Source organism: Photobacterium sp. HL06 (assembly GCF_059552575.1).
Genome location: NZ_CM183915.1, coordinates 1,091,005 through 1,098,552, shown reverse-complemented (window position 1 = coordinate 1,098,552; position 7,548 = coordinate 1,091,005). Strand labels below are relative to the sequence as shown.

At 45.6% G+C, this 7,548-nt stretch carries 8 protein-coding genes and 1 pseudogene; 7 read left to right on the top strand and 2 right to left on the bottom strand.

The genetic code is table 11. From position 1 onward, the window contains the following. Positions 1-277 precede the first annotated feature (277 nt). Complete coding sequence (locus AC51G0_RS23275) at positions 278-835, top strand: TetR/AcrR family transcriptional regulator (protein ID WP_496304033.1); 558 nt, start codon at positions 278-280, stop codon at positions 833-835. A 253-nt stretch (positions 836-1,088) separates the two neighbouring features. Here the strand turns inward: AC51G0_RS23275 and AC51G0_RS23270 are convergent, their stop codons facing one another. Beyond that, complete coding sequence (locus AC51G0_RS23270; RefSeq protein WP_496304032.1) at positions 1,089-1,454, bottom strand: hypothetical protein; 366 nt, start codon at positions 1,452-1,454, stop codon at positions 1,089-1,091. Between the two features lie 147 nt (positions 1,455-1,601). On the opposite strand from AC51G0_RS23270, the gene AC51G0_RS23265 reads away from it, so the two are divergent. Together AC51G0_RS23265 and AC51G0_RS23260 are read left to right on the top strand one after the other, a co-directional pair. Continuing rightward, complete coding sequence (locus tag AC51G0_RS23265) at positions 1,602-2,159, top strand: TetR/AcrR family transcriptional regulator (RefSeq protein ID WP_496304031.1); 558 nt, start codon at positions 1,602-1,604, stop codon at positions 2,157-2,159. Between the two features lie 452 nt (positions 2,160-2,611). Continuing rightward, positions 2,612-2,803: pseudogene (locus AC51G0_RS23260) on the top strand (alanine:cation symporter family protein); the annotation flags it as partial. Positions 2,804-3,014: 211 nt separating this feature from the next. Here AC51G0_RS23260 and AC51G0_RS23255 read toward each other — a convergent pair. Further along, positions 3,015-3,653: a glutathione S-transferase family protein gene (locus AC51G0_RS23255; RefSeq protein ID WP_496304030.1), complete on the bottom strand. Its 639-nt coding sequence runs from the start codon at positions 3,651-3,653 to the stop codon at positions 3,015-3,017. 289 nt (positions 3,654-3,942) lie between these two features. On the opposite strand from AC51G0_RS23255, the gene dbpA reads away from it, so the two are divergent. The 4 genes from dbpA to AC51G0_RS23235 all read left to right on the top strand — a co-directional run bounded on the left by dbpA (position 3,943) and on the right by AC51G0_RS23235 (position 7,333). Continuing rightward, complete coding sequence (gene dbpA / locus AC51G0_RS23250; protein WP_496304029.1) at positions 3,943-5,331, top strand: ATP-dependent RNA helicase DbpA; 1,389 nt, start codon at positions 3,943-3,945, stop codon at positions 5,329-5,331. A 304-nt stretch (positions 5,332-5,635) separates the two neighbouring features. Next, a complete protein-coding gene (locus AC51G0_RS23245) occupies positions 5,636-6,526 on the top strand; it encodes a PhzF family phenazine biosynthesis protein (protein WP_496304028.1) in 891 nt (296 codons plus the stop codon). Continuing rightward, positions 6,513-7,001 carry a GNAT family N-acetyltransferase gene (locus tag AC51G0_RS23240; RefSeq protein WP_496304027.1) on the top strand — a complete coding sequence of 163 codons (489 nt, stop codon included), beginning with the start codon at positions 6,513-6,515 and terminating at the stop codon, positions 6,999-7,001. Before AC51G0_RS23245 ends, AC51G0_RS23240 begins: the two co-directional genes overlap by 14 nt. Positions 7,002-7,078: 77 nt before the next feature. Then, positions 7,079-7,333, top strand: a complete 255-nt coding sequence (locus tag AC51G0_RS23235; RefSeq protein WP_496304026.1) for a DUF2164 domain-containing protein — start codon at positions 7,079-7,081, stop codon at positions 7,331-7,333. Positions 7,334-7,548 lie beyond the last annotated feature (215 nt).

Genomic DNA, 7,548 nt, shown 5'->3' with positions numbered 1-7,548 from the left:
GTTCTGCAGAGCGTTACGCTGTAGTTTTAACTTGCCACCATTACCTTGTGTAGTGGTGGCGGTGATTGCGATACACCCCATCGGCTGCAGTATCAGAAGAGAAATCAAAGCCAGCGGTCTGGCCTATTTTCGTCAATGAATAGCCGGTATCTTCAAAAGTTTTTAAGTGTAATTTAGAGCGAGCCGAGATTGGCTCGTATAAATAATAAGCCAAGACTTTTCATACGAAACAGTTTAGTTTAATTTTAGATATAGAAATGCAGTTGAGAGACCGAAGATGAGCAGGAAAGACGAGAAGATACAGAAGATACTTGAAGTAACGGCAGAGCTTTGTATCCGAAACGGTTATCAAGGGACGAGCATGGATGAGCTCACGTCGAAAACAGGGTTCTCAAAAGCGACAATTTACCGTTATTTCAAGTCAAAAGAGTGCCTGATCGCAGCAACTCTTGCGCATTATGCCAAGATGCATACCGAGTCGCTGATAGCACTGAACAACAACATGGAGCTGTCGCTGAAAGAAAAAATAGAGCAGCGATTTGAAACACTCCGCCAGCGGGTGATGGATAAACAGTTTTACGGCTGTTATTTCCAGCTTGCCTATAGTGAGTTCTGTAATAAAGACGATGATATTAGCTCTATTTGTACCCAATACAGGCATGACAGGGTCGAGCTGATCACCCAGATGTTAGTCCAACATCAGGTCGAAGATGCGCAACTTAAGGCAACGAAGGCAGAACTGATCTTTAGTGGCTTGATAGCATCATTACCGATCAGCAAAGATGCAGCCCTTATCGACATCGCGAAAGAAATGTACCTAAGAGAGATCTTTTAAAGCGCGTCGATTGATGGTGCTGTTGGTTCATGTACGGTGCGTTTCGGCGCGCCGTATATGACACTGCGAATAAAAATTCTCATATCTAGGTATCGCAAGATTATTAGCTACCCATGGCTAGCCGGACTATAGAAAGGATGTAAAAAGGCCGCCAAACAGGCGACCTTAATCCGTTTTTTCTTGAAGATTTGTGATGATTTTGCTGAATCCCTTCATCAGCGGTAATGTCAAAAATGAAATCATAACCACCATTCTAACCATTTTTCGTTAGCGTATCGGCACTCTGTTCAAAGGCTTTCAAGCGCAATTGGGTGGCATGCTGTGTTGAAACTGGCTCGTCACGGTCGCGTTGAACGAATGGTTCTGCATTTCGCGAAGGCGAACTCAATGCTTGTATACGCAATTGGGTGGCGTGCCTCGTTGAGACAGGCTCATCTCGGTCGACAAATTGTTGTGGAGCTACTTTTGCTAGAAAAGCGGGCTCACTGGCCAGTGCGTTTAGACGAAGCTCTTTAGCAGAGCGATCGGTGATACGATCGTGATCATTGCCAGGAGCAGCTACTACTGCAGATGCTGAAACCAATAGTAAGGTAGATAGTGCAATTGTTTTAATAGACATAGTATTTTCCTTTGGATTAACTGAACTAAACTGTTTCGTTTCGTTTTGCTTGTGGTTAAGATTAGCGCGCATAAATAATAAGTCAAGACTTTTAATGCGAAACAGTTTAGTTTAGTTTTTGTGTGTAGAGTTGGTGGGAGACTGAAGATGAGCAGGAAAGACGAGAAGATACAGAAGATACTTGAAGTGACGGCAGAGCTCTGTATTCGAAATGGGTATCAAGGGACGAGCATGGATGAGCTCACAGCGAAAACAGGATTCTCCAAAGCGACGATTTACCGCTATTTCAAGTCAAAAGAATGCCTGATCGCAGCAACTCTCGGTCATTATGCCCAAATGCATACCGAGTCGCTGATGGCGCTTATCAACAACTTGGAGCTGTCGCTGGAAGAAAAAATAGAGCAGCGATTTGAAACCCTCCGTCAATCGGTGAGGGATAAGCAGTTTTACGGTTGCTACTTCCAATTAGCCTATAGTGAATTTTGTAATAAAGATGAGGATATCACCTCTATTTGTACCCAGTACCGGCATGATAGGGTGGAGCTGATCACCAAGATGCTAGTCCAACATCAGGTTGAAGATGCGCAACTTAAGGCAACGAAAGCAGAGCTGATCTTTAGTGGGCTAATCGCATCATTGCCTATGAGCAAAGAAACCGCCTTTATCGACATCGCTAAAGAAATGTACCTTAAAGAAATTTTTTAAAGTGCATCTAACGATGATGAGGGTGGTCCATGTACGGTGCGCGTCCGGTGCGCGGTACATGACATAAACTAGATTTCATATTCAACAAAAACGAAATGCAGCAAGTTGTTTAACCTGTATATGTAGTATTTACTAGCCAAAAAAGCCATCTTCGATGAGGCTTGAACTGGTTAATTTTAGATTCCACATTCGAAGTAAACGTTTCTTGTTTTTTTCGTATCCGCCTCATTTCTGGGATGAATTATTCACCGGATAGAGAGCTATGTTGCATAAATTCGTTCTTATATGCTGTTGTTGTGAAAGTTTATGTATTACTTGTGTTGCACTGTAGGCTGTATGCATAGCAAATAAATCAAATATATAGGTTTTTTAGGTGGCTAATCCTAGATGGGTATTTATTCATTTTGGTTACATTGGTACCGTAACAAATGAAAATGTTTTGTAACAAGTAGGTAACGCTTGGAGCCTCTATGGACCTGGGTCCGGTTATTGATTTCTCTGATGTGATGATTTTCGCAATGGCGCTGGTTAACATCGTCGGATTTTACATTCTGGCGCCTGAAGTGAAACGGGATATCACAGCGTACATTGACCGTCTTCGCACTAGCGAGGTTAAAGAACACACCAAGTGCTCTGAAGATTAGGTAGGAGCCAAAGAAACAAAATAATCGTTCATAACTGAACTAAGAATTCGGTATCCCCCCAGAGATACCGGATCTCCTAGCAATAGGAGTAACATCCCAGAAATACGATCAAAGGCCTTCACTGTTTTGTTAGAGCGACTAATGAAACAGTGAAGGCCTTTTTATGATCTCTTGTCTTATCGGTAACTTAGATTCTGAGTAGAAGGCATGGCTAGCTAAATACTTTGGCCATGGCTGCTTGTGCGTTTCCTACCACCGTTTTGACCGACTGACGTTTCATTGCACGCTCTAGGTAAGCTGCCACTTGTGGGTATTGCTCGGCAAACGGGAAGACTTTTGTCGCCAGTGCTAATGCAGGGATCGCCGAACAATCAGCCATGGTGAAATCATCACCCGCCAGCCATTCTCTGTCTGCAAGCTCTTTGTCCATTTTGCCCAGGATAATACCCAAGGTGTGCTTGGTTTTCTCCAGCTCAGTTGGGTTCTGTTCGGCTTCTGACTTCATGCTGGCAAAGAACAGGCTGCCAACCTGATTGGTCAGGTACAGATCATTGATTCGGTCTAAAAAGCGTACTTTGCGTGAGGCATCGACACCGACTGGGATCAAAGTGGTCCCATGAACCGGATAATGCCCTTCGAGGTATTCGATAATGATTGATGATTCAGGGATCATATAGTCATCAATCATCAGCAATGGCACCTTGCCGATCGGGTAGATTTCACGGAAAGCCGCCCGGGCCTCCTCATCCATCAGGTTTACTACGCTGTGTTCAACTTCCACCTGCTTCTCATGAAAAGCGATAAGAACCTTCTGTGAATACAGTGATACTGGATTGAAATACAGTTTCATGGCGTGTTCCTTGTAATAGATACACTGCTCGAGCCCTGCGGGCTTCTTGGCATCAACAGACTTGGTAGTAACTAACGATAGTTGGGCCTAGCAGAGTTCTCCAGTGGCTTTTACTGCAGTAGTGTGATTAAAGCCTTAGATGAATGTCGGGTGAGTAGTTGTCGTCTCTTGACACTAAATTGTTTCTTTTACCGCCAAAGGCTGGTAGTGTCGCAGCCCTTAAAACAGCGTCTAGTACGCTAACTGTTTACTGCTGCCAGACGTTCCAGCATCACATAGGATATTCCCCTTGAGCCAGACTGCCTTCTCGACCCTGAATCTGAAACCAGATTTACTTTCAAACCTGTCTTCGCTTGGTTATGACGCGATGACGCCAATTCAGGCGCAGAGTCTGCCGCATATTCTTGCTGGTAAAGATGTGATTGCACAGGGTAAAACCGGATCGGGCAAAACGGCGGCATTTGGTCTGGGTTTGCTCGATCACCTGAATGTGAAACGCTTTCGTGTTCAGTCACTGGTATTGTGTCCGACACGCGAGCTGGCGGATCAGGTTGCCAAAGAGATCCGTAAACTGGCACGTGCTATCCATAACATCAAAGTGTTGACGTTGTGTGGCGGGATGCCGTTTGGTCCGCAAATTGGCTCGCTAGAGCATGGCGCGCATATCATCGTCGGTACCCCTGGCCGGGTAGAAGAGCATGTGCGTAAAGGCAATTTGAATTTAGATGATCTGAACATGCTGATCCTGGATGAAGCTGACCGTATGCTGGAAATGGGTTTCCAGGATGCGCTAGATGCGATTATCGATGCTGCGCCAGAGCGTCGCCAGACATTGTTGTTTAGCGCGACATATCCGAAGCAGATCGAGTCGATTGCCAATCGTATTATGCATAAGCCGGTGATGGCAAAGGTTGAATCAACCCACGACAACAGCAGTATTCAGCAGTACTTCTATAAAGTAGACAGCAATGATGACCGAATGACAGGTCTTCGTCTGTTGCTTTCACAGCATCGCCCTGAGTCGGCGGTAGTATTTTGTAATACCAAACGTGAAACCCAGGAAGTTGCCGACGATCTTGAACGTTACGGTTTCAGTGCAATTGCCTTGCACGGTGATTTGGAGCAACGTGAGCGTGATCAGACGCTGGTGCGTTTTGCTAACAAGAGTGCTTCTGTGTTGGTGGCAACAGATGTGGCAGCACGAGGCTTGGATATCGATGCGCTGGATGCGGTGATTAACTACCATGTTGCGCGTGACACCGAAGTTCACGTACACCGTATTGGCCGAACTGGCCGTGCAGGCAGCAAAGGTATTGCCTGTTCGTTCTTCAGCGACAAAGAACATTACAAGATTGCTTTGCTGGAAGATTACCTGGATAAAACCATCGAAGGTGAAGAGCTGCCACCTATGCATCTTCTCGATCAGCCAACACACCGTCCGGCGATGGTGACACTGCAAATTGGCGGTGGTAAGAAGCAGAAAGTCCGTCCTGGGGATATTCTAGGCGCTCTGACCGGAGACAACGGCATTGCTGGCAATCAAGTGGGTAAGATCAACGTATTTGACATGTGTGCATATGTAGCCGTGCAGCGCGAAGTCGCCCGTGTTGCGCTGAAAAAGCTGGAAAATGGTAAGATGAAAGGGCGTTCGTTCCGCGTACGCCAGATCCGCGCGTAAGGTATTTCTCCAAGCCTAAGGCTTATCAAACTGATGATTAAAAGCCCGTTCCGGTATACCGGAACGGGCTTTTTTCGCTGCAGGGTACGGTATTGCTGACATTGATGTGGGCAAATATGGCATCGGTAAAATTAACCCCCAGCGTATTTTGATATTGGTCTAGAAAGTTATCAATTTCTGATTCGTTACTCAGTTTGCGCAGTATGCTGAGTAAGTGGCACATCAAAGCGGTTTTATTTTTGTTGTGGCTGAGGCAGGATATGTCGGTAACTAGAAACACTACAACCATGTAGAGGGCAAGGATTTGGAAAAGGATGTTTATCTCGTTGACTCATTCACTTTCAACGGAAAAGGCGGTAACCCGGCTGGTGTAGTGTTCGAGGCTGAAGGGCTGAGCGAGATGCAGATGCAGCAAATCGCCAGTAAAGTAGGGTATTCAGAAACAGCATTTGTATTGCCAGATCCTGAGTGTGATTTCCATGTTCGTTTTTTTACTCCGACCTCAGAAGTCGATTTTTGTGGCCATGCGACCTTGGCCACGTTTTCAGAACTGTTTACTCAGGGTGTGATTCAGGAAGGGCAATATAATCAGCGCACCAAAGCAGGTTTGCTGAATGTCGCTGTTTCTGCCGATGGCTTTGTTGAGATGGATCAGCAGCTGCCTATTTTTGGCGGCGAGTTGGATGTGTCTGAAGTTGCTGGGGCTTTGGGTGTTCCAATCGAAGTGATCACCAATACCGGTCTTCCGGTAGAAGTGATCTCTACGGGGTTAGCCGATGCCATTGTGCCTGTGATGCCAGGTACCTTAGACGACATTCACCCCGATGACAGTATGTTGGCAGATTACTGCCGCGACAATCGGTTGGTGGGGGTTCACCTATTCGAGTTCTGTCCGCTCTCAGAGTTTACTGCTCGTTGCAGAAACTTCGCCCCTTTGTTTGGGATCCCTGAAGAGTCAGCAACAGGCAGTGCCAGTGGTGCCTTGGCGTGCTACCTTGCCAAGCACCGACCATTTTTAGGCTATCACTATGAGTTTGAGCAGGGTCGGGCCATGAATCGTACTTCGCTACTGTCTGCATCGATTCAACAGCAGGAAGGGCGTATTGGAGTGGTGAAAGTGGGCGGCTACGCTAAGCATAAAGGGACTCAGCGTGTGTGCTTGGATGAGGAAAATAGCTACTGTGTTAACGATTAAAAGGATGCAGGAAGCTGACCGTCATTCAGTGTGTGAGTTGGCGGTTGCTGACCACCAGTCTGATTTTGTCCTGCCCATTGCCGAGATACTGTCTAACAAAGATGAGGATGAAGATTTTCATGTGATCTGCTTTGAGCATAGCGAGTTTGGTAGCAGGATTATCGGTTTCTTTATGCTTGATCACTCCTTTGCCAGCCACCCAGAATTTAGCAAGTTTGGTGAGCTGGGTTTACGGGCATATTTTATTGATGCCCGGTATCAGGGAAAGGGGTATGGCCGTCAGTCATGCCTATTAATGGGGCAATATGTTACTAGTCATTATCCGGCAGTATCTAACTTGGTATTGACGGTTAATCAACGAAATACTGCTGCTCAGGCATTATATCTTGCTTGCGGCTTTTGGGACTCTCAAACGGTATATTTAGGCGGTCCTGCAGGGCCTCAGAATATCATGTATTTGCCGCTGACTCGCTGAGCAATGGAGTAGGGTTTTACAGTGTAAACTGCCGGATTTTCACTCAATTTCTATTAAAGACTTAATAAGGATATCTAATGTCGGCTATCGATTTTTCAAAACAGGAAAAAGCGATTCTGGTTCAGAAAATTCAGCGCTATTTTGAAGAGGAGCTGGAGCAAGAGTTAGGTCAATTCGATGCTGATTTTCTGTTGGATTTCTTTACCAAGGAAATCGGCGTCTATTTTTATAATCGCGGCTTGTATGATGCTCAGGCAGTATTGGACAACAAACTTGAAGATCTCAAAGACGCGATCTACCAGATTGAACAGCCGACCGATTTTACTCGATAAATCATCATAATCTTCTACTCTTCACTCTATACGGTGATGTATAGAGTGTATTTTGTGGACCATTCCCTTGGTCTTTACACCTTCAGTGATACCCACCTCGAAGCCATCTTGCTGCTAAACCATAAATCAGGAATGTCGCCTCTTTTTATTGCTCTGTCTATTCGATTCTCAATAGCGTGATTGACCAAGCAATAAACAAGAATGCAGGTATATAT

Bases quoted from the DNA above. Each gene is read 5' to 3' on its own strand.
- AC51G0_RS23255 (WP_496304030.1), bottom strand. From the start codon at position 3,653: ATGAAACTGTATTTCAATCCAGTATCACTGTATTCACAGAAGGTTCTT.
- AC51G0_RS23275 (WP_496304033.1), top strand. From the start codon at position 278: ATGAGCAGGAAAGACGAGAAGATACAGAAGATACTTGAAGTAACGGCA.
- AC51G0_RS23270 (WP_496304032.1), bottom strand. From the start codon at position 1,454: ATGTCTATTAAAACAATTGCACTATCTACCTTACTATTGGTTTCAGCA.
- AC51G0_RS23265 (WP_496304031.1), top strand. From the start codon at position 1,602: ATGAGCAGGAAAGACGAGAAGATACAGAAGATACTTGAAGTGACGGCA.
- AC51G0_RS23235 (WP_496304026.1), top strand. From the start codon at position 7,079: ATGTCGGCTATCGATTTTTCAAAACAGGAAAAAGCGATTCTGGTTCAG.